This window comes from Streptomyces capoamus (assembly GCF_014654935.1).
GTDB lineage: Bacteria > Actinomycetota > Actinomycetes > Streptomycetales > Streptomycetaceae > Streptomyces > Streptomyces capoamus.
Genome location: NZ_BNBF01000006.1, coordinates 135,234 through 155,171, shown reverse-complemented (window position 1 = coordinate 155,171; position 19,938 = coordinate 135,234). Strand labels below are relative to the sequence as shown.

Here is a 19,938-nt window from a genome sequence, read left to right as displayed (position 1 = left end):
CGAGAGGATTGTGTTCACTTCTTGAACAGATAGTTACCGCAGTCGCTGGGAGATGACCTTCGACACACCATCGCCCTGCATGGAGACGCCGTAGAGCGCGTCGGCGACCTCCATCGTGCGCTTCTGGTGCGTGATCACGATCAGCTGCGAGGCCTCCTGCAACTCCTGCATGATCCGGATCAGCCGCTGCAGGTTGGTGTCGTCCAGCGCCGCCTCGACCTCGTCCATCACGTAGAAGGGGCTGGGCCGGGCCTTGAAGATCGACACGAGCAGCGCGACGGCCGTCAGGGAACGCTCACCGCCCGAGAGCAGGGAGAGCCGCTTGACCTTCTTGCCCGGCGGCCGCGCCTCGACGTCCACGCCCGTGGTGAGCATGTTGCCGGGGTCGGTCAGCACCAGGCGGCCCTCACCGCCGGGGAACAGCCGGCTGAAGACCCCCTCGAACTCGCGGGCGGTGTCCCGGTAGGCCTCGGTGAACACCTGCTCGACGCGCTCGTCGACCTCCTTGACCACCTGCAGGAGATCCGCACGGGTCTTCTTCAGGTCCTCCAGCTGCTCGCTCAGGAACTTGTGCCGCTCCTCCAGCGCCGCGAACTCCTCCAGCGCCAGCGGGTTGACCTTGCCCAGCCGCTGGTACGCCCGCTCGGCCGCCGCGAGCCGTTTCTCCTGCTCGGCGCGGTCGAAGGGGCGCGGCTGGTTCCGCGGGTGCTCGGGGTCCTCGGGCAGCTGCTCGCCGTCGGCGGGGGGCGAGGGAGGCACGAGCTGGTGCGGGCCGTACTCCGCCACCAGTCCCTCCGGTTCGACACCCAGCTCCTCCAGCGCCTTGCCCTCCAGCTGCTCTATGCGCAGCCGCTTCTCCGCTCCTAGTACCTCGCCCCGGTGAACTGAATCCGTCAGCTTGTCGAGTTCGGACTTCAGTTCACGGCCCGCCGTACGGGCGGCGGCCAGCTCCTGCTCGCCCCGGGCCTTGGCGGCCTCGGCCGCCGAACGCTCCTCCCCGGCCCGGGCGAGGGACACCTCGACGTGCGCGAGCAGCTGCCGGGCACCGCCGGCGACGGCCTCCGCGACCGCCGCCTCGTGCCGCAGCCGGGCCCGCCGCTGCTCGGCACGCGCACGCGCCTCGCGCTCCGCGCGGGCCGCCCGGTCCAGCGCGTCGGCGCGGCCGGCGAGCCCCTTGACCCGCTCCTCGTGCGTACGGACCTGGAGACGGGCCTCCATCTCCGTCTGCCGGGCGTTGGCGCCGTCGGCGGCGAGCCGGTCCCGCACCGAGGTGTCCGGCTCCTCCTCCACCGGCATCTCCTCGGCGACCGCCAGCCGCTCCGCCAGCTCCTCGGCCTCCAGTACGGCCTTCTCCAGCGCCTCCTGCGCGCGGGCCGCCGCCGCGGCCGAGCGCTCGGCCTCCCCCGCGGCACCCCGCGCCTGTCCGGCCAGCCGGCCCAGCTGTTGGGCCACGGCCGACTTCTCCCGGTCGGCGGCCCGCCGCCGCTCCGCCAGTTCGTCCACGAGCGCCGCGGCCCGCGCGCGGCGCTCGTCGGCGGCCCGCTGCTCCTCGGCCAGCTCCCGGCAGCGCACTTCCAGCTCGGCCAGCTCGGCGGCGGCCTCGTCCACAGACGCCTGCACCTCCAGCAGGCTGGGGGCGCCGGCGGAGCCGCCGTGCGCGAAGTGGGCGCCGAGGAGATCGCCGTCGGCGGTGACGGCGGTCAGCGTGGGGCGGGCGCGGACCAGGGCCTCGGCATCGTCCAGGGTGTCCACCACGACGATGCCGCGCAGCAGCCGGCGCACGGCAGGCATGAGGTCGGCCGGACCACGGACCAGGTCCACGGCGTGGAGGGGGGTGCGGGAGCGGTCGTCCCCTTCGCCGTCGGCCGGCCGGCCGCCGGGGCTGGTCGCGCCGGTCCCCGGCACGTCCCTGCGGGGCCGGAGCCACTCGTCGTCGGCCGGCCGGTCGTCGGGGTTGCTCGCGCCGTTCCCCGCCACGTCCCTGCGGGGCGGGAACGACTCGTCGTCGGCTAGCCGTCCGTCGTGGTTGCTCGCGCCGTTCCCCGCGCCCCCATGGGGCGCCCGGCCGCCGTCGTCGGCCGGCCGGTCGTCGGCGCCGGCCGCGCCGGTCCCCGGCATCTCCCCGCGGGGCGGGAACCACTCGTCGTCGGCAGGCCGTCCGTCGGGGTGGCTCGCGCCGGTCCCCGCCACCTCCCTGCGGGGCGGGAACCACTCGTCGTCGGCTAGCCGTCCGTCGTGGTTGCTCGCGCCGTTCCCCGCGCCCCCAAGGGGCGCCCGGCCGGCGCCATCGGCCGGCCGGTCGTCGGCGCCGGCCGCGCCGGTCCCCGGCATCTCCCCGCGGGGCGGGAACCACTCGTCGTCGGCCGGGCCGTGTTCGGGGGTGTCCTCGGGGCCCGACAGGAGGAGGGCCGCTCTGCCTCCGTCCTGTTTGCGCAGGAGGCTGATCGCCTCGGCCGCCGCCGTGGGGGTGGTCACGGCGATCGCGTCCGCCGCGGTGCCGAGGGCCGCGGCCACCGGGACCTCGTAGCCCGCGGTGATGGTCAGCAGCTCCGCCGCCGGACCCAGGATTCCGGTGATCCGGTCGCGGGCGCCCAGCAGTATCCCGGTGCCGTCCTTGCGCCTGAGGCCCAGCGCCAGCGCCTCGTGGCGGGCCTGGGTCGCGGCGCGCCGGCGTTCGGCCGCGGTCACCGCCTCGCGGGCGGCGCCCAGCGCTGCCTCGGCCTCGGCGAGCCGCCGCCTCGCGGCCTCGTGCCGCTCGGCCAGGTCGGCGTCGCCGGCATCGAGGCCGTCGACCTCGGCCCGCAGGGCCTCGTACTCCTCCTGGGCCCGCACCGCGCGTTCCTGGGCCTCGTCGCGGGCCGTGGCCAGCCGGTCGATCTCGGCCTGGGCGGAGGCGGCGCGCGAGCGGGCCGCGTTGACCTGCCCGGAGAGCCGGGCCAGCCCTTCCCGGCGGTCCGCGATGGCGCGGGCGACGTCCTTCAGCCGGCGTTCCTCGACCGCCAGCTCGCGCTCCAGTTCGGCGCGGTGGGCGACGGTGTCGTCCAGCGCGCGCTGAGCCGCTTCGAGGGCGGCCTCGAGCTCGGCCTCCTGCTCACGGATGCGGGCGGCCTCGCGCTCCAGGTCCTCCGGGTCCCGGCCGCGCCGCTCCTCCGGCGGGGCGGAGGTCGCGCTCTTGACCCGGGCGTCGGCCAGCGACACGGTGCCGCGCACCCGTTCGGCCAGCTGGGACAGCTCGTACCAGGTCTGCTGGGCGCGCTGGAGCCGCGGGGTGAGCCGGCGGACCTCGTCCTCGAGCCGGGCCTCGCGGTGCAGGGCCTTCTTCAGTTCCTCCTCGGCGGTCTCCTTGCGCTCCTTCAGGGCCGCCTCGTCGGCGATCTCGGCCTGGAGGGCGTCGCGCAGGCGGACGAGGTCGTCGGCGAGGAGGCGCAGGCGGGCGTCGCGGAGGTCGGCCTGGATGACGGCGGCCCTGCGGGCGACGGCCGCCTGGCGGCCCAGCGGCTTGAGCTGGCGGCGCAGTTCGTCGGTGAGGTCCTGCACGCGCGCGAGGTTGGCCTGCATCGCGTCCAGCTTCCGCAGCGCCTTCTCCTTGCGCTTGCGGTGCTTGAGGACACCGGCGGCCTCCTCGATGAAGGCGCGGCGGCCCATGGGGTCGGCGTGCAGGACGGAATCGAGCTGGCCCTGGCCGACGATCACGTGCATCTCGCGGCCGATGCCGGAGTCGGAGAGGAGTTCCTGGATGTCGAGCAGACGGCACGTGTCACCGTTGATCTGGTATTCGCTGCCGCCGTTGCGGAACATGATCCGCGTGATGGTGACCTCGGCGTACTCGATGGGCAGCGCCCCGTCGGAGTTGTCGATGGTCAGGGACACCTCGGCGCGGCCCAGCGGGGGGCGGCCGGTGGTGCCGGCGAAGATGACGTCCTCCATCTTGCCGCCGCGCAGCGACTTGGCGCCCTGTTCGCCCATGACCCAGCTGAGCGCGTCCACGACGTTGGACTTGCCCGAGCCGTTCGGTCCGACGACACATGTGATCCCTGGTTCGAACCGGAGCGTGGTCGCCGAGGCGAACGACTTGAAGCCGCGGAGGGTCAGGGCCTTGAGGTGCACGCCGCTGGACTCTACCCGCCGCCGCTATCTCACTCCATGAACCCTCGCAACCCCGCGGTTTCGTCACTGAACATGCCGGGCACACCAGACGTTGAAGAAGGTGAAAGGATGCGCGGGGGAAAGAAAGCGGGGGAAAGAAAGAAGGGACGCCGAAGCGTCCCTTGCAAACTCTGACGGCTGGGTTCCAGCCGTCCGATCAACTGAGCGGTTGATACGGGCAGCCCGATCGCTGTTGACTGCTGTTGTGGAGCTGTGCAGTGATCAGGTGAGCGCAGGCTCCGCCTGGTGTGCGTCGATGCTCTCCATGATCCTGCCCTGAGAAGCGGCAGCCGACAGCGCTTCGTTCTCCGCCTGGATCCGTCCGAGCTCGGACTCCAGGTCCTGGACGCGCTGCTGCAGCCGTCGCATCTCGGCGAGGAGTCGAGGGTCGGAGCCGCCGACGTAACCGAGAAGCGCCTTTGCCATGATGGATGGTCCTCCACACTGAGTGACCGACCGATGCGGTGTGGGTCGTGAGGGATTCGCACCCGCGGTGCTTGGCACATCCGGGTGTTGCTCTGCTGTTGTTCCATGCCAAACAGCTAAGGTGCGCGGGGCTTTCAGCGTCTCACCAAAAAGTTTGACGGTCAACACGATCACGCCCTGTATTGGCGGGCAACCGGGGCGCGCGGCCGGAAAAACGGCGGCGCTGCGACTTCTCCGGACCCTCAGGGCGTGGCGACCAGCAGTACCAGCGGAGCCTGCCATGCGCCGCCCCCGTTGGCAACCACCAGGGCGTTTGCGGTCCCGCACATGCCCCCGGCAGCTTGCCGCGCGCCCCGCGACGGGTCCGGGCGGCCCCGGCTCACCGGATGGCGAAGCCGTCGTAACCGCCGCGGGGTGTGTCCCAGATCTCGGTGACACCGTCCACGCGCCCGGGCGTGTCGCTGCCCTGAAGCCAGTCCAGCAGGCCCTCGCAACCCGCCCGTGAGCCCTCGGCGACCACTTGGACCCGGCCGTCGGCCAGATTGAGAGCAAAGCCACTCAGGCCGCCGATCTCCAGCGCCTTGGCGCGCGTGAACCAGCGGAAACCCACGCCCTGTACGTGTCCACGGACCCAGGCGACCAGTCGTACGTCCTCGCTCATGGGTGCAACCTAACCGGCCGGTGTCGTCCGGGACACATCGCCCCGCGGCGCCATGGGGTACCGTCCGGACCCAACGAATCGCGATCGAAACTCACTCGATCGAGTGAGTCGGGTCGGCCCGAGGGAGTCACTCGGCGGCGAGTCGTCCGCCGTGCGGCGCCGGACCGACCGCGACCGGGATGCCGGGCGCGAGGCCGAGCACGAGCCGAGGCCGACCGCGAGCATGAGGTCGGACGCGAGCGCGAGGCCGACCGCGCACGAGGTCGAGCACGAGCGCGAGGCCGACCGCGAGGACGAGGAAGAGGGCAAGGACATGGGACGCCACCGACGCTCCGCCGCCGGCCGCGCCGCCACGGGCCACGCCACGGGGGGCACCCGCTCCCAGCGCCCGGGCACCGGGAGCGAGGATCCCTGGCACTCGTCCGCGGGGGGACGGCAGATACCCATGGGCATCGCGCCCTATCTGAACCCGGAGGCCTACGCCGAGGCCACCGCGAAAGCTCAGGCCTACCTGTTCGCGTCAGAGGACGACCCCGCGTCCGGCTCCGGCCCGGGCGCCGGCTCCGGCCGGGCCGCGCCCGGCGGGCCGTCCCGCGACCGTCGCCGGGGCCGTCCCGGGCGCCCGGTGCGCGCGGGGCTGCTCGGTGTGTCGGCGGCCGTGGCCCTCGGTACGGCGGCGGTGGCCGCGGGCGTGGTTCCGGGCCTGGACCACTACCAGCTCGGCGGCGGCACGCAGACCACGGGCGGGGAGCGGGTGCAGGCGCCGCGCTCCCCCGGCAACACGGCCGACGAGCAGGGCGGCACCTCGGGCCGGGCCGACGCCCCGGCCGCCGCGCCCACCGGCGGCGACACCGGGAGTGGCAGTTCCCCGAGCCCGTCGGCCACCCCCTCCCCGTCCAAGTCGACGAAGGCGCCGAAGGCGTCGCAGGCGCCGAAAGCTGGGGTGAAGCCGGCGTCCCCGACCACGGCCCCGTCGAAGACGGCGGCCGGGAAGCCGTCGCCCAAGACGCCTCCGGCCCGGCACGCCACGCCGTCCGCGCCCGCCGGGCCGAGGAGCACCCCGTCCCGTACGGCCACCAAGGCGCCCGCGCCGGCCGCGCCGTCCTCGACGCCGGTGACGGTGTCGCGGGAGGCCGCCGTCGAGGCAGAGGTGCTGAAGCTGGTCAACGAGGAGCGGGCGAAGGCCGGCTGCAGCCCGCTGGCGGCGAACTCCTCGCTGACGAAGCTGGCCGAGTCGTTCAGCGACGACATGGCCGGGCGGGGCTTCTTCGACCACACCGACCCGGACGGCAGGACACCGTGGGACCGGGCCGCGGCGGCCGGCGTCACCGACCTCGGCGGGGAGAACATAGCCCGCGGCCAGGCCGACGCGGCGGCCGTGATGCAGGCCTGGATGAACAGCCCCGGCCACCGCGCCAACATACTGAACCCCGACTTCAAGACCCTCGGCGTCGGCGTCCACTTCGGCCCGGGCGGCCCTTGGTGGACGCAGGACTTCGGGTACTGAGGCAACCGCGGGCCGGAGACGTCGGATCCTAGATCGGCCGCCTGGTCAGGCAGAAGGGATGGCCGGCCGGGTCCGTCAGAACCCGCCACCTGTCGTCACCCGGCTGATGCTCGGGCTTGGCCGCGCCCAGCTTCAACAACAGGGCCTCGGCCCCATCGAGGTCGTCCACTGCGAAGTCGAGGTGGAGCTGTTGGGGCACGGTCTGATCGGGCCAGCTCGGAGCCCGATAGCCGTCGACCCGTTGGAAGCCGATGAAGAGCCCGTCGTCGCCCTTGAGCCCGGCGAAGTCACCGTTGGACTCGGGGTGCGGCTCGAGGCCGGTGGCCTGCTGGTAGAACGCGGCCAGCGCCTCCGGGTCAGGGCAGTCGAGTGTGATCGCCGTCAGCTTCATCTGCAGTGACATCGTCACACCATAGTGAGAGTCACTTCAGTGATCGCGCCGTCGCCCGGAGGCGGCGGCGCGGTGGCGGTCTTACGCGGCGGTGCGACCGCGGGTGAAGATCTTCGCCGTCTCGGCCACCCGGCGGCCCAGGTGCTCGGCGGTGGCCGTGTCGGCCTTGTGGACGCCCTCGGGGCCCTGGTCGTTGTTGGACTGGGCGGCGGCGCCGGCGAAGAAGCCGAGGCGGTTGAGGTCGTTCTCGGATGCGGTGCTGCTGTTCCAGCCGGGGAGCAGGCCGAGGTTGACCCAGTGCATGCCGTGCTGGGCGGCGAGCGTCTGGAAGAACTGCAGGGTGTGCAGCTTGTCGCCGCTCTTGGAGGCGGAGTTGGTGAAGCCGGCGGCCAGCTTGTCCTTCCAGTCCTGGCCGAACCAGCGCTTGGAGCTCGCCTCGGCGAAGGCGTGGAAGGCGCCGGAGGCGGTGCCCATGTAGGTGGGCGAGCCGAACACGATGGCGTCGGAGCGGTCCAGCGTCTCCCACTGCTCCTCGGTGATCTCGTCGACCTTGATCAGGTGCACCTCGGCCCCCGCGTCGAGGGCCCCGGCGCGGACGGCCTCGGCGAGCACGGCGGTGTGACCGAAACCGGAGTGGTAGGCGATGGAGACGACGGGCGTGGTCATGCGGACTCCTCGGAAGGGTCTGGGAAGGCGGCAACGGACGGGAAGCGGCAGCTCTGATGCGTGGGTGAGCGCTCGCAGGCAATGACCAAAGGAAAGCACTAACTGCTGGTTAGTGCAACCTGGCAGTCAGCGCTGTCCGGGCGTACCCTGCTGTCATGAGCGCCATCACCGAGGACCAGGACGACCTCGCGTACAACGTCTTCGCCAAGGCCTGTCCGTCGCGCGGCACGCTGGAGCACGTCACGGGGCGCTGGGGCGGGCTGACGCTCGGCGCGCTGTACGAAGGCTCGCTGCGCTTCAACGAGCTGCGCCGCCGCGTCGACGGGGTGAGCGAGAAGATGCTGTCGCAGACGCTGCACGCGCTGGAGCGCGACGGCCTGGTGCACCGGGAGGCCCAGCCGACGAACCCGCCCCGCGTGGACTACGAGCTGACGCCCCTGGGCCGGCAGGTCGCCGAGCGGCTGCTGGCCCTCATCCACTGCGTGGAGGGCGCGATGGACGACGTCCTGGCGGCCCGTGCGCGCTACGACGGGACGCGCGGCGCCCTCTGACACTTCGGGCAGAAGTAGCTGGACCGGTTCATCCAGGGGCGGCGCCGCATGGGGGTGCCGCACCGCTTGCACGGCAGGCCCTCACGGCCGTACGCGTCCAGGGAGCGGTCGAAGTAGCCCGACTCGCCGTTGACGTTGACGTACAGGCTGTCGAAGCTGGTGCCACCGACGGCCAGGGCCGCGTTCATCACGTCCCGGACGTGGCCGAGCAGCTCCGCCGTGACCGGGCGGGTGAAGTGCGCCGTCGGGCGTTCGTAGTGCAGGCGGGAGCGCCACAGCGCCTCGTCGGCGTAGATGTTGCCGACCCCGCTGATCAGCGACTGGTCCAGCAGGGCCCGCTTGATGGTGGTCCGCTTGCGGCGCAGGGCCTGGTGGAAGGCCTCGTCGTCGAAGAGCGGGTCCAGGGGGTCGCGGGCGATGTGCGCGATGACGTCGGGCAGGCCCTCGGGGGTGTTGTCGTGCAGCGAGAGCCCGCCGAAGGTGCGCTGGTCCACGAAGCGCAGCTCGGTGCCGAGGGCGTCGGCGAACCGGACCCGGATGCGCAGGTGCTTCTCGTCCGGCGCCTCGTGCGGCTGGACCAGCAGCTGGCCGCTCATGCCCAGGTGGGCGAGGACGGACTGGTTCGTCTCCTCCAGCGGCAGCCACAGGTACTTGCCGCGCCGCCGGGGCGTGCCGACGTGGTGGCCCTTGAGCCGGGCCGTGAAGTCCTCCGGGCCGGCGACGTGCCGGCGCACGGCACGCGGGTGCAGCACCTCGGTCTCGGCGACGGTCCGGTGGGCGACCCAGCGCTCCAGGCCCCGCCGGACGACCTCGACCTCGGGCAACTCGGGCATCGGGACCCCTGTCAGAAGCGTACGGAAGCGTACGGACCGGTGGACGGAGCGAGCGCCCGGCCCGGCCTGGACGGCCGGACGGGCGCTCGCGTACTGCCTGTCAGGCGGTGGCGGAGGTCGGGCCACCGCCCGCGACGGCTTCGTCGGCCGTCTCCTTGAAGGGCTCCGCAGCCGGTTCCACGGCCGCCTCGGCCGTCCGGGCATGCTCGGCCGCCTGGGCCGCCCGGGCCCGCTCGTCCGCGGCGGCCCGGATGGACCGCCAGGCGGACTCGGCGGCCTGCTGCTCCGCCTCCTTCTTGCTGCGGCCGGTGCCGGTGCCGTACGAGACGCCTCCGACGCGGGCGGCAGCAGTGAAGGTCTTCTCGTGGTCGGGGCCGGTCTCCGTGACCAGGTACTCGGGCACGCCGAGCCCCTCGATCGCGGTCAGCTCCTGGAGCGACGTCTTCCAGTCCAGGCCGGCGCCCAGGTTGGAGGACTTCTCGATCAGCGGGTCGAACAGGCGGTGCACCAGTTCGGAGGCCGCGTCGAGGCCCTGGTCGAGATAGACCGCGCCGATCACCGCTTCCAGGGTGTCGGCGAGGATGGATGCCTTGTCCCGGCCGCCCGTGCCCTCTTCACCCCGGCCGAGCCGGATGAAGGCGCCCAGGTCGAGGCCGCGACCCACTTCCGCCAGCGCACGCGAGTTGACCACCGCGGCCCGCAGCTTGGCCAGCTGGCCTTCGGGCAGGTCGGGGTGGGTGCGGTACAGCGTGTCCGTGACGACGAGGCCGAGCACGGAGTCCCCGAGGAACTCCAGCCGCTCGTTCGTCGGCAGACCGCCGTTCTCGTACGCGTAGGAACGGTGGGTCAGCGCGCGCACCAGAAGGGCGGACTCGACCTGGTAGCCGAGCCGCCCTTCCAGAAGCGTGTGGGACGAGGCCTGGTTGTCCGCTGAGTTCTTCTTCGGCGTGGACACAGTGCCTCTCACCAGCCGCTCAGACCTCGAGGACCTGGCGCTTGTTGTAGGTGCCGCACGACGGGCACGCGATGTGCTGCTGCTTGGGCTCGTGGCAGCGCTCGCACGCAACCAGGGTGGGGACCGCAGCCTTCCACTGCGACCGGCGGTGGCGCGTGTTGCTGCGCGACATCTTCCGCTTCGGAACAGCCACGGCTACTTCTCCTGCTTCTCGTCGGCGCGTGCTGACTGAGGCGCGCCGCCGCTCATCTCGTCCTTCTCGCCGTCCGTCGTCGAACCGGCGAGTCCCTGCAAAGCCGCCCAACGGATGTCGACGGCGTCATGGTGGTGGTCCGGGTCGTCCGCGAGCCGTGCTCCGCACTCGGAGCACAGGCCCGGGCAGTCGTCCTGGCACACCGGCTGCATCGGCAGTGCGAGCACCACCGCATCACGCAGCACGGGTTCGAGGTCGAACAGGCCGTCCTCGATGAAGTACCTGTCCTCGTCGTCCTCGGCGTCGTCGCCCGGTTCCGCGATCACGCGGCCCCGGTCGTCGGCGTCAGGGTACGAGAACAGCTCCTGGAAGTCCGCTTCGAGCTCCAGCTCGACCGGCTCCAGACACCTTACGCACTCCCCCTCGGCCGTTGCACGGGCGGTGCCTGTGACAAGCACCCCTTCCATGACCGACTCGAGGCGGAGGTCGAGTTCCACCGGGGTGCCCTCCGGCACTCCGATGACCCCCTGGATACCGAGATCCCTGGGAGCGTCGATCTCGCGGGTCAGGCGCTGCAGCGCGCCAGGACGCCGACCCAGCTCGTGCGTGTCGAACACGAGGGGGTTGCGGTGGTCGAGGCGGGCGTTGGAGGCCATTCCTGCTTTCGATCTGAGGCTCGGAGGGACGCCGCCCATGGGTGCCCGGGCAGCGGTGATCGCGGGCATAGCGCGACCGAAGAGCCAGGATACTGGACCTTTCGCTCAGCGCCCAATCCGGTGCGGCTACAGTCCCCGCTCCTGCTCGTACGCCCTCAGCTGCTCCGCGCTGATCATGCTCGTGTCGAAGAGGCTGGTCTCGTCGAGGGCGTAGCCCTGCCGGCCCTGCTGCTGGTCCGGCTGCTGCTGGTGCTGGGCCTGGTGCTGCTGCTGGGCCTGCTGGGGGTCGTAGCCGTGGTAGGCGTACGGATCGGCCTGCTGGTAGCCGTACGGGTCCTGCTGCGGGGCGTACTCCGGCTGCTGCGGGAAGCCCGCGTACGGGTCCGACTGCTGCTGGTGCGGGTAGTCGTAGGCGGGCTGCGGGTCGTACGACGGCCTGGCCGGCTCCGGGCGCTCCTGCTGCCGCTCCGCCGCGCGGTCGCTGTCCGCGAGGGCGGCGAGGTCGGCGAGGTAGTCGGCGTCGCTGGAGTGCTGGAAGGTCGTGGTGTCGTCGGCGAGGGCGCCGAGGTCGTCGGTGGCGATCCGGCCGTGCAGCTTCTGCCGGCCCCGGCCGACGGCCTCCAGGGTCTTGGCGAGGACCGCCTCGAAGGCGCCGAGCTTGGCGTCGACGTACTGGTCGGCGTTCTGGCGCAGGGTCTGCGGGTCGTGGCTGCGCTCGGGGGCGTCCTCGTCCTCGTAGCCGTTCTCGTCCAGACCGGGTCCGGTGCCCAGCAGCTTCTCGCGGCCGCGGCCGACCGAGCCGAGGGTCTTGGTGAGGACGACCTCGAAGTTGGCGAGCTTGGAGTCGACGTAGTCGTCGGCCTCGGCACGGATCTCCTCGGCCTCCTTGCGGGCCTCGGCGAGGATCCGGTCGGCCTCCGCCCGGGAGCGGCGGGCGATCTCGGTGTCGGAGATCAGCGAACCGCGCTCGGCGTGCGCGTTCTCGATGATCCGCTCGGCCTCCAGGCGGGCCTGCTCGACCATCTGCTCCCGGTCGCCGATCAGCACCTGCGCCTGGGCGAGGGAGCCGGGCAGCGCCTGGCGCAGCTCTTCGAGCATCGCGAGCAGCTCGGCGCGGTTGACCACGCACGACGCCGACATGGGCATGGACCGGGCGCCGGAGACCGCGGAGACGACCTCGTCGAGCTTCTTCTGCACGTCCACCTGTGCTCGCCACTCTCTACAGCCGGGTTGGAGACGGACGGGACGACTGTAGCCCCATCAGTCCTTGCGCAGGCGCTCGTTCAGGGCCTCCAGCACGGGGGCGGGCACCAGGTGGGAGACGTCGCCGCCCCAGGCCGCGACCTCCTTGACGAGGGAGGAGGAGAGGAAGCTGTAGGTGGGGTTGGTGGGCACGAACAGCGTTTCGACGCCGGTGAGGCCGTTGTTCATCTGCGCCATCTGCAGTTCGTAGTCGAAGTCGCTGACGGCGCGCAGGCCCTTGACGATGGCGGGGATGTCGCGCTGCTTGCAGAAGTCGACGAGGAGGCCGTGGAAGGCCTCGACGCGGACGTTCCCGTACTCGGAGGTGACGTCGCGGATCAGCTCGATCCGCTCCTCGATTTCGAACAGGCCCTTCTTGGACTTGTTGATCATCACCGCGACGTAGACCTCGTCGTACAGACGGGAGGCTCGGGCGATGATGTCGAGATGTCCGTTGGTGATCGGGTCGAACGACCCGGGACAGACGGCGCGGCGCACTTGTGATCCCTCGCTCTCCGGTCCGGTCATCGTGCGTCTTCGCACGTAGAGGCGGCGCGACCGTACCAAAACGTTCCCTCGCCGTAGCGACGGGACCGGATCGCCTCGAAGCCGTCCGGCCAGTGGAATTCACCGCCTCTGGTGCTGCGCTCCACGGTGACGAGCGCTTGCTCAGCGAGCCAGCCCTCCGAGGCGAGTGTGAGGAGAATCTCGCGAAGATCGTCGTCCGTGACGGCGTACGGAGGGTCGAGGAAGACCAGGTCGTACGGCTCGTCCGGGGCGGGCTGCCGGACGATCTGTTCCGCTTTGCCCGCCCTGACCTCGGCGCCGGGGAGGCCGAGGTTGCGCACGTTCTCCCGGACGGTCCGCGCGGCCCGGGCGTCCGCCTCGACCAGCAGGGTGTGGCCCGCGCCCCGGGACAGGGCTTCGAGGCCCACGGCGCCCGAGCCGGCGTAGAGGTCGAGGACCCGTTCGCCGTCCAGGGGGCCGCCGAGCAGGGACTGCCAGGTGGAGAAGAGACCTTCGCGGGCACGGTCTGACGTCGGCCGGGTTCCGGTGCCGGGTGGTACCGAGAGGCGACGGCCTCCGGCCCGGCCGGCGATCACGCGGGTCATCTTCAGTCCTCGTTCGGGGGCGGTTACGGGTTCAGTCTGGCAGGCGGCCGGCCGTGGTGGCTCGCCGGCGATCCCCGGTCGACAGCGGTGGCGCGCGGGCGCCCGGGCCCGCTCGGCGGAGCCGCGCGTCGATACGGTCCCGCCCGCGCGGATGTGGTCCCGTCCGCTCGGCGGAGCCGCGCACCGGTACGGCCCGCGGCCCTTCGGGGCGCCGTGCCTCAGCCCTTCTCCAGGTACTGCTCCCTCTCCTCGTCCAGGAGGGCGTCCAGCGCCGTCCGCAGGCCCGGGAGCCGCTCCAGCTCGGGGTCGGCCGCCACCACCGCCGCCGCTTCCTCCCGCGCCTCCGCGATGACCTCCTCGTCCTCGATCACCGCCAGGACCCGCAGGCTGGAGCGGGCGCCGGACTGGGCCTGCCCGAGGACGTCACCCTCGCGGCGCTGTTCGAGGTCGATGCGGGAGAGTTCGAAGCCGTCGAGGGTGGAGGCGACGGCGGCCAGGCGTGCCCGGGCGGGGGCGGCCTCGGGCATCTCGGTGACCAGGAGGCACAGGCCGGGGGCGGAGCCACGGCCGACCCGGCCGCGCAGCTGGTGCAGCTGCGAGACGCCGAAACGGTCGGCGTCCATGATGACCATGGCCGTGGCGTTGGGGACGTTGACGCCGACCTCGATGACCGTGGTGGCGACCAGGACGTCGGTCTCGCCGGCGGTGAAGCGGCGCATCACGGCGTCCTTGTCGTCCGGGTGCATGCGGCCGTGCAGCACCTCCACCTTCAGGCCCTTCAGCGGGCCGCGGTCCAGATCGCCGGCGACGTCGAGCACGGCCAGCGGGGGCCGTTTCTCGGCCTCGTCCTCGGGGGACCCGGCCTTGCCGGCCTTCTTCGGGTCGTCCTCCTCGTCGCCGATGCGGGGGCAGACCACGTACGCCTGGTGACCGGCTCCGACCTCCTCGCGGACCCGTTCCCACGCGCGGGACAGGAAGTGGGGTTTGTCGGCGGCGGGGACGACGTGCGTGGCGATCGGGGAGCGGCCGGCCGGGAGCTGGTCGAGGACCGAGGTCTCCAGGTCGCCGAAGACCGTCATGGCGACCGTCCGCGGAATGGGGGTGGCCGTCATGACGAGCAGGTGCGGGGACCGCTTCTCCCCCCGGGAGTGCGCCTTGCCGCGCAGGGCGTCGCGCTGCTCCACACCGAAGCGGTGCTGTTCGTCCACCACGACCAGCCCGAGGTCGTGGAACTGGACCTTGTCCTCGATCAGGGCGTGGGTGCCGATGACGACGCCTGCCTCGCCGGTGACCAGGTCGAGCAGGGCCTGGCGGCGGGCGGCCGTGCCCATGGAGCCGGTGAGCAGGACGACCTTGGTGGCGTGCTCGGCGCCGCCCAGCATGCCGCCCTCGGCGAGTTCGCCCATCATCTCGGTGACCGAGCGGTGGTGCTGCTGGGCGAGGACCTCGGTGGGCGCGAGCAGGGCGGCCTGGCCGCCGGCGTCGACCACGGCGAGCATGGCGCGCAGGGCCACCAGGGTCTTGCCCGAGCCGACCTCTCCCTGCAACAGCCGGTGCATCGGGTGGGTGGCGGCCAGGTCGGCGAAGATCTCCTCCGAGACCTTCCGCTGGCCCTCGGTGAGGGTGAAGGGCAGCCGGTCGTCGAAGGCCGTGAGCAGGCCGTCCGCGGCGGGGACGCGGGGCACGGCGGGCAGCAGGGCGTCGGTGTGCCGGCGGCGGGCCAGGGCGACCTGGAGGACGAAGGCCTCGTCCCACTTCAGGCGGGCGCGGGCGTCGGCGATGTCCGCCTTGGTGTGCGGGCGGTGGATCTTGAGCAGGGCTTCGGGCAGCGGCAGCAGGCCGCGGCCGGCGCGCAGGGAGTCCGGGAGCGGGTCGAGGGCCTCCTGGGCGCTGGGCAGGACCGTCTGCACCGCCTTGCCGATCTTCCAGGACTCCAGTTTGGCGGTGGCCGGGTAGATGGGAATCAGCGCTCCGGCCCAGGTCTCGATCGCCTCCTCGCCGTCACCTTTGAGCAACTCATAGGCCGGGTGGGCGAGTTGGAGGCGGCGGTTGAAGACGGAGACCTTGCCCGCGAACATCGCGCGAGTGCCCGGCAGCAGCTCCTTGTGCGGTTTGTGCACGCCGTTGCCGAAGAAGACCAGCTGGAGCCGGCCGCTGCCGTCGGTGATGGTGACCTCGAGGCGCTGGCCCTTGCCGCGGGGGGCCTTGGCCGAGGCGAAGGAGTGCAGGCGGGCGTCGGCGACCTGGGCGACCACCGTGACGTGCTCGTCCATGGGGAGGTCGGCGAGGTGGGTGAGCTGGCCGCGCTCCTCGTACCGGCGCGGGTAGTGGTGCAGCAGGTCGCCGACGGTGTGCAGGCCGAGGTGCTCGGCCATCACCTTCGCGGTGGCGGGGCCGAGCACCTTCTTGAGCGGTTCTTGCAGTGCGGGCACGGGATCCATTGCACACCACGGCACTGACAATGCCGTAGACGCCACCGCGCGCCGTCCGTGCGGGGCCCGGTAAACATCGGGGAAACCCCTGGTCAGACCGGCTGTTCCGGCCTAGGATGACGCGCTCCGGCCATCCTTCGCGGTCACCGCCCCGACGGGACCGCCCGACCCCGCGCCGCACGCACTCCCCCCTCCGGCGCAGTGACGATGGACTCCCAGACCTCCCAGGCACCCCCGCCATCCCAGTCACCCCACCCACCTCACAGCTTCCAGGTCGACCTGCGCGGTCTGGTGGACCTGCTCTCCCATCATCTCTACTCGAGCCCCAAGGTCTACCTGCGCGAACTGCTGCAGAACGCCGTGGACGCCGTCACCGCCCGCCGGGACGCCGAACCGGACGCCCCGGCCCGCATCCGGCTGTACGCGGCGGACGGCGGACTGCGCGTGGAGGACACCGGTGTCGGGCTCACCGAGCCGGACGTGCACAGCCTGCTCGCGACCATCGGCCGCAGCTCCAAGCGGGCCGAGAGCCTGCACGAGGCCCGGACGGACTTCCTCGGCCAGTTCGGCATCGGGCTGCTGGCCTGCTTCGTGGTCGCCGAGCGGATCCGCGTGGTCAGCCGCAGCGCCCTGACCCCCGGGGCGCCGCCGGTGGAGTGGACGGCCCGCGACGACGGCTCGTACACCGTGCGCACCCTGCCCGACGCCGAGCGGCCCGAGCCGGGCACGACCGTGTACCTGACGGCGCGGGCCGGCGCGGCCGAGTGGCTGGCACCCGAGCGGGTCCGCGCCCTGGCCCGGGACTTCGGCTCGCTGCTCCCCCACGACGTCCGGATCGGCGACGAGCCGGTCACCGACCTGCCCGCCCCCTGGGACCGCGCCCACCCGAGTCCCGCCGGCCGCCGGGTGGCGCTGGCCCGGCACTGCCACGAGGTGTTCGGCTTCACCCCGCTGGACTCCATCGATCTGGACGTGCCGCTGGCCGGCATCCGCGGGGTGGCGTACGTGCTGCCGGCGGCGGTCAGCCCCGCCCAGCGGGCCGGCCACCGGGTGTACCTGAAGGGCATGCTGCTCACCGAGCGGGCCGAACAGCTGCTGCCGGAGTGGGCGTTCTTCGTGCGCTGCGTCCTGGACACCGACAGCCTGCGGCCCACCGCCTCGCGCGAGGCGCTGTACGAGGACGAGACGCTCGCCGCCGTGCGGGACGCGCTCGGGACGCGCATCCGGTCCTGGCTGACCGGGCTCGCCGGCGGCGACCCGGAGCGGCTGTCGTCCTTCCTCGCCGTGCACCACCTGGGCGTGAAGTCGCTGGCCCGGCACGACGCGGAGATGCTGCGCACGATGCTGCCGTGGCTGCCGTTCGAGACGACCGACGGCCGGCTGTCCCTGGAGGAGTTCGCGCGGCGGCACCCGGTGGTGCACTTCACGCGGACCGTCGAGGAGTACCGGCAGGTCGCGCCGATCGCCGCGGCACAGGGCGTCGGCGTGGTCAACGGCGGCTACACCTACGACAGCGAGCTGGTCGAGGCGCTGCCGCGGGTGCGGCCGGGGACGGTGGTCGCCGAGCTGGACGCGGACACCGTGACCGCGCACCTGGACGCGGCCGACCCGGCCGAGGAGCTGGCGCTGACCGGTTTCCTGGCCGCCGCGCGCGCGACGCTCGATCCCCTGGGCTGCGACGTGGTCCTGCGGGCCTTCCACCCGCTGTCCGTACCCGCGCTGCACCTGGACGACCGGGCCGCCCGGCACGAGCAGGCCCGCGCGGCGGCCGAGGAGCAGGCCGACGGCCTGTGGGCGGGCATCCTGGGCTCGCTGCGCGGCAGCGCCCCGCGCGCGCGTCTGGTGCTCAACCACCTCAACCCGCTGGTCCGGCGCATCGGTTCGCTCGGGGACCCGGAGCTGATCGGCACCGCCACCGAGGCGCTGTACGGGCAGGCCCTGCTGAGGGCGCAGCGCCCGCTGCGGCCGGCCGACTCGGCGCTGCTGAACCGGGCGTTCATCGGGCTGCTCGCCTGGGCGACCCACGGGGAGGGGGACGGGCGATGAGCGGGATCACCGACATCGACGCGCTGCGCCGGGCGCTGGCGGAGAACGCCGAGGAACCGGAGGGGCCGGCCCGCAACGCGCGCGCGGAGCAGCTGCTCGCCGAGGCCGAGAAACTGGACGTCCCGCTCGCCGTGATCGAGGCGCTCGGGCACCAGCTGAAGGTCTACAACTACAGCTCCGAGAAGGACAAGATGTTCGTCCCGTTCGCGCGGTTGCTGCGCCTGTGGGACGAGCGGCCGGAGGACTTCGACGCGTTCGAGGCGCACTCGCTGCACTGGGTCTTCAAGTGGATGTCGGCGGGCATGCTGGACCAGCCGCACATCCCGCTCGCCTCGATCGAGAAGTGGCTCGGCGAGATGGAACACCGCTACCGGCTCGCCGGGTACTCGCAGCGGGCGGTGCGCGCTGCCGAGCTGAGCGTGGCCGCGCACATCGGGGACCTCCCGCGCGCGGAACGGGCGTACGCGGCGTGGCTGGCCGCCGACCGGGACCGGATGGCCGACTGCCACGCCTGCGAGCTGCACGCGCAGGGCAGCTGGCTGGTGCGGTGCGGCCGGGACGCCGAGGCCCTCCAGCTGTGGCGGCCGGTCCTGGACGGCGAGTTCGCCTGCGCCCACGAACCCCACACCGTCCTCGCCTCCTCGCTGGCCCCGCTGCTCCGCCTCGGCCGCACCGAGGAGGCGCGGGCCCACCATCTGCGCGGTGTCCGGCTGGTGCGGTCCATGGAGAGCATGCGGGGCGCGTACGCCGACCACGTGGAGTTCTGCGCGCTGACCGGGAACGAGGCGCGCGGTCTGGAGCTGCTGGCCGAGCGGCCGGCGTACTTCACGGACACCGGACACCCGCGCAGCCGGCTGGACTTCCTGGCCGCGGTGGCCCTGCTCATGGACCGGCTGACCGGACTGGGCCTGGGCGGCCGGCGGGTGCCGGGGCCGGCCGGACGGAACTGGACAGCGCGGGAACTGGCCGCACACGCGCGCGCGGAGGCCACGGACCTGGCCGGGCGGTTCGACCGCCGCAACGGCACCCCCGCGGTGGGCGACCGGATCCGCGCGCGGATGGACCAGCCCCCGCGGACGGAGCGGCTGCCGCTGGGCGTGCGTACGGCGGGTCCGGCGCCGGCGACCGCGCCCTCGCCCCCGTCCCCGTCCCAGGAGGACCCCGGCGAGCCCGGCGTGGCCGCCCTGCTCGACGAGGCGCGGCGGCTGTCGGACACGCTGCGGCCGCACGCCCTGGAGGCATGGGCCGCCGTCGCCCGGGCCGCACCGGACGGCACCGGTCTCGACCCGCGCGCCCGCGCGGAACTCGCCGACCACGAGGCGATGGCGGCAGGCCCCGAGGGACTGCCCCTGTTCGACCGGGCGGCGGCACTGTACGCGCAGGCGGGCGATCCCGGGGAGGCGCTGGCCGCACGCGCGCGTGCGGCGTACGTCCGCGCGCTGGCAGGGGAGGTGGAGCCGGCCCTCGCCGCGGTCACCGGCCTGTACGACGAGGTGCTCGCGCTGTACGCCGACGAGGGCACCGGGGTGCGGCAGACCGCGGCGGTGGTGATGAGCCGGGCGCGGATCCTGATGCGGCGGGTGCACGAGGCCGTCGGCCGCGGCGCCGAGCGGGAGGCCGGGCAGGCCGTCGCGGACGCCGAGGCGGCCGTACGGGAGGTGCTGGCACTCGTCGACGGGAGCGGCGGGAGCGGCAGGAGCGACGGCAGCGGCGGGGACGACGTGCGGCCGGCGGCACGGGCCGCCGAGGCGCGGGGGATGCTCGCCGAACTCGCCGGGCTCACCGGGGACGCGGAGCGGGCGGCGGAGCTGTTCCGGCGGGCCGCCGACGGGTACGTGACCGCGGGGCTGCCGTGGTTCGCCGTGGAGTACGAGGCGCAGGTGGCCGCCCTGGCCCACCAGGCCGGTGACCCGGCCGGGGCGGAGCGGGCGCTGCGGGCGGCCCTGGAGCACGGCCGGCCGTACGTCGAGCCGGTCGGGCGGGCCCAGCTGCACCTCCAGCTCGCCGAGGTGCTCGGTGGCCGGGACGCGCCCGCCGAGGCGGCCGAGCACGCGCTGCAGGCCGCGCACTGGGCCGACGAGGCCGGCGAGAGCGGCACGCTGGGCGCCTGGGCGCGGCAGC

General features: G+C 73.1%; 17 protein-coding genes. 4 read left to right on the top strand and 13 right to left on the bottom strand.

Annotated elements, in window-relative coordinates:
* Nucleotides 1–33 precede the first annotated feature (33 nt).
* From IE312_RS12070 to IE312_RS12060, 3 genes are all read right to left on the bottom strand, one after another.
* Nucleotides 34–4,107, bottom strand: a complete 4,074-nt coding sequence (locus IE312_RS12070; RefSeq protein WP_189981046.1) for an SMC hinge domain-related protein — start codon at nucleotides 4,105–4,107, stop codon at nucleotides 34–36.
* 261 nt (nucleotides 4,108–4,368) lie between these two features.
* A complete protein-coding gene (locus tag IE312_RS12065) occupies nucleotides 4,369–4,572 on the bottom strand; it encodes a hypothetical protein (protein WP_189981045.1) in 204 nt (67 codons plus the stop codon).
* Nucleotides 4,573–4,951: 379 nt separating this feature from the next.
* Nucleotides 4,952–5,233, bottom strand: a complete 282-nt coding sequence (locus IE312_RS12060) for an acylphosphatase (RefSeq protein WP_189981044.1) — start codon at nucleotides 5,231–5,233, stop codon at nucleotides 4,952–4,954.
* 313 nt (nucleotides 5,234–5,546) lie between these two features.
* Between IE312_RS12060 and IE312_RS12055 the strand changes: the two genes are divergently transcribed.
* The gene (locus IE312_RS12055) at nucleotides 5,547–6,740 is read left to right on the top strand and encodes a CAP domain-containing protein (protein WP_189981329.1); all 1,194 of its coding nucleotides are present in this window, start codon (nucleotides 5,547–5,549) and stop codon (nucleotides 6,738–6,740) included.
* 28 nt (nucleotides 6,741–6,768) lie between these two features.
* On the opposite strand, the gene IE312_RS12050 is transcribed toward IE312_RS12055, so the two are convergent.
* Nucleotides 6,769–7,143, bottom strand: coding sequence for a VOC family protein (locus IE312_RS12050; protein WP_189981043.1), 375 nt, complete (start codon nucleotides 7,141–7,143; stop codon nucleotides 6,769–6,771).
* Nucleotides 7,144–7,212: 69 nt separating this feature from the next.
* The gene (locus tag IE312_RS12045; protein ID WP_189981041.1) at nucleotides 7,213–7,797 is read right to left on the bottom strand and encodes a flavodoxin family protein; all 585 of its coding nucleotides are present in this window, start codon (nucleotides 7,795–7,797) and stop codon (nucleotides 7,213–7,215) included.
* Between the two features lie 155 nt (nucleotides 7,798–7,952).
* On the opposite strand from IE312_RS12045, the gene IE312_RS12040 reads away from it, so the two are divergent.
* On the top strand, nucleotides 7,953–8,348 hold the full coding sequence (locus IE312_RS12040) for a winged helix-turn-helix transcriptional regulator (RefSeq protein WP_189981038.1): 396 nt from the start codon (nucleotides 7,953–7,955) through the stop codon (nucleotides 8,346–8,348).
* On the opposite strand, the gene mutM is transcribed toward IE312_RS12040, so the two are convergent.
* The 8 genes from mutM to recG form a co-directional block, all read right to left on the bottom strand.
* Nucleotides 8,321–9,181 (bottom strand): bifunctional DNA-formamidopyrimidine glycosylase/DNA-(apurinic or apyrimidinic site) lyase, encoded by an 861-nt coding sequence (gene mutM / locus IE312_RS12035; RefSeq protein ID WP_189981036.1) that lies wholly within the window; start codon nucleotides 9,179–9,181, stop codon nucleotides 8,321–8,323. The two genes, IE312_RS12040 and mutM, sit on opposite strands and share 28 nt — an antisense overlap.
* A 100-nt stretch (nucleotides 9,182–9,281) precedes the next feature.
* Nucleotides 9,282–10,136, bottom strand: coding sequence for a ribonuclease III (rnc, locus tag IE312_RS12030; RefSeq protein WP_189981328.1), 855 nt, complete (start codon nucleotides 10,134–10,136; stop codon nucleotides 9,282–9,284).
* A 19-nt stretch (nucleotides 10,137–10,155) separates the two neighbouring features.
* Complete coding sequence (gene rpmF / locus IE312_RS12025; RefSeq protein WP_003951102.1) at nucleotides 10,156–10,329, bottom strand: 50S ribosomal protein L32; 174 nt, start codon at nucleotides 10,327–10,329, stop codon at nucleotides 10,156–10,158.
* A gap of 2 nt (nucleotides 10,330–10,331) precedes the next feature.
* The gene (locus tag IE312_RS12020; RefSeq protein ID WP_189981327.1) at nucleotides 10,332–10,985 is read right to left on the bottom strand and encodes a YceD family protein; all 654 of its coding nucleotides are present in this window, start codon (nucleotides 10,983–10,985) and stop codon (nucleotides 10,332–10,334) included.
* A 126-nt stretch (nucleotides 10,986–11,111) separates the two neighbouring features.
* Nucleotides 11,112–12,188, bottom strand: coding sequence for a F0F1 ATP synthase subunit B family protein (locus IE312_RS12015; protein ID WP_189981034.1), 1,077 nt, complete (start codon nucleotides 12,186–12,188; stop codon nucleotides 11,112–11,114).
* Between the two features lie 57 nt (nucleotides 12,189–12,245).
* Entirely contained in the window at nucleotides 12,246–12,725 is a 480-nt protein-coding gene (gene coaD / locus IE312_RS12010; RefSeq protein WP_189981033.1) for a pantetheine-phosphate adenylyltransferase, read from the bottom strand.
* Nucleotides 12,726–12,751: 26 nt separating this feature from the next.
* Nucleotides 12,752–13,339 carry a 16S rRNA (guanine(966)-N(2))-methyltransferase RsmD gene (rsmD, locus tag IE312_RS12005; protein WP_189981031.1) on the bottom strand — a complete coding sequence of 196 codons (588 nt, stop codon included), beginning with the start codon at nucleotides 13,337–13,339 and terminating at the stop codon, nucleotides 12,752–12,754.
* 218 nt (nucleotides 13,340–13,557) lie between these two features.
* Nucleotides 13,558–15,780, bottom strand: coding sequence for an ATP-dependent DNA helicase RecG (gene recG / locus IE312_RS12000; RefSeq protein ID WP_189981029.1), 2,223 nt, complete (start codon nucleotides 15,778–15,780; stop codon nucleotides 13,558–13,560).
* A gap of 198 nt (nucleotides 15,781–15,978) precedes the next feature.
* On the opposite strand from recG, the gene IE312_RS11995 reads away from it, so the two are divergent.
* Entirely contained in the window at nucleotides 15,979–17,817 is a 1,839-nt protein-coding gene (locus tag IE312_RS11995; RefSeq protein WP_189981027.1) for an HSP90 family protein, read from the top strand.
* Nucleotides 17,814–19,938: tetratricopeptide repeat protein (locus IE312_RS11990; protein ID WP_229899589.1), on the top strand; the 2,125-nt coding region annotated here is incomplete at its 3' end. The genes IE312_RS11995 and IE312_RS11990, both read left to right, overlap by 4 nt.

Bases quoted from the DNA above. Each gene is read 5' to 3' on its own strand.
- IE312_RS12065 (WP_189981045.1), bottom strand. From the start codon at position 4,572: ATGGCAAAGGCGCTTCTCGGTTACGTCGGCGGCTCCGACCCTCGACTC.
- IE312_RS12060 (WP_189981044.1), bottom strand. From the start codon at position 5,233: ATGAGCGAGGACGTACGACTGGTCGCCTGGGTCCGTGGACACGTACAG.
- IE312_RS12055 (WP_189981329.1), top strand. From the start codon at position 5,547: ATGGGACGCCACCGACGCTCCGCCGCCGGCCGCGCCGCCACGGGCCAC.
- IE312_RS12050 (WP_189981043.1), bottom strand. From the start codon at position 7,143: ATGTCACTGCAGATGAAGCTGACGGCGATCACACTCGACTGCCCTGAC.
- IE312_RS12045 (WP_189981041.1), bottom strand. From the start codon at position 7,797: ATGACCACGCCCGTCGTCTCCATCGCCTACCACTCCGGTTTCGGTCAC.
- IE312_RS12040 (WP_189981038.1), top strand. From the start codon at position 7,953: ATGAGCGCCATCACCGAGGACCAGGACGACCTCGCGTACAACGTCTTC.
- mutM (WP_189981036.1), bottom strand. From the start codon at position 9,181: ATGCCCGAGTTGCCCGAGGTCGAGGTCGTCCGGCGGGGCCTGGAGCGC.
- IE312_RS12020 (WP_189981327.1), bottom strand. From the start codon at position 10,985: ATGGCCTCCAACGCCCGCCTCGACCACCGCAACCCCCTCGTGTTCGAC.
- rsmD (WP_189981031.1), bottom strand. From the start codon at position 13,339: ATGACCCGCGTGATCGCCGGCCGGGCCGGAGGCCGTCGCCTCTCGGTA.
- recG (WP_189981029.1), bottom strand. From the start codon at position 15,780: ATGGATCCCGTGCCCGCACTGCAAGAACCGCTCAAGAAGGTGCTCGGC.
- IE312_RS11995 (WP_189981027.1), top strand. From the start codon at position 15,979: ATGGACTCCCAGACCTCCCAGGCACCCCCGCCATCCCAGTCACCCCAC.